Here is a 514-nt window from a genome sequence, read left to right on the forward strand (position 1 = left end):
TCTGGCGCGCCGCCGACGAGTTGCACCTGACCCGCAGCGCCGTGAGCCATCAGCTTCGTCTGCTGGAGCGCGATCTCGGCTTCGACCTGCTCGAACGCATCGGCAAGGGCGTGGCGCTGACGCCGCGCGGCCAGCGCTATGCCAGCGACGTGCGCAAGGCGCTCACCGTTTTGGGCGATGCGGTGACGCGGGACGCCGGCACCGGCGTCGGCGGCTCGTTCGCCGTCAGTTGCACGCCCGGCTTCGCCTCGCTGTTCTTGTGCACCCATATCGGCGAGTTCCGGCAGATGTATCCTGACGTGGCGCTGCGCATCCTGACGCCGCGCCGGCTCGACGATGTCAGCAACGCAGATGCCGATGCCTTCATTGCGTTTGGTGTCGGCAATTGGCCGAACCGGGCGGTCGAGCCGCTCTGCGAAATCTCGTTCACGCCGCTCTGCAGCCCGACGCTGCTCAACAAGGTCGGCGGTTTTTCCCGACCGTCGGACGTGCTGCGCGCCAACCTGCTGCATCT

General features: G+C 67.3%; 1 protein-coding gene. It reads left to right on the top strand.

The window, feature by feature from the left end:
* Positions 1 to 514, top strand: a 514-nt coding sequence (locus EN969_RS30945; protein ID WP_245467578.1) for a LysR family transcriptional regulator, incomplete at both ends; no start/stop codon positions are given.

The sequence above is a fragment of the Mesorhizobium sp. M7A.F.Ca.CA.003.01.2.1 genome (assembly GCF_003998945.1).
Classification (GTDB): Bacteria; Pseudomonadota; Alphaproteobacteria; order Rhizobiales; family Rhizobiaceae; genus Mesorhizobium; species Mesorhizobium ciceri.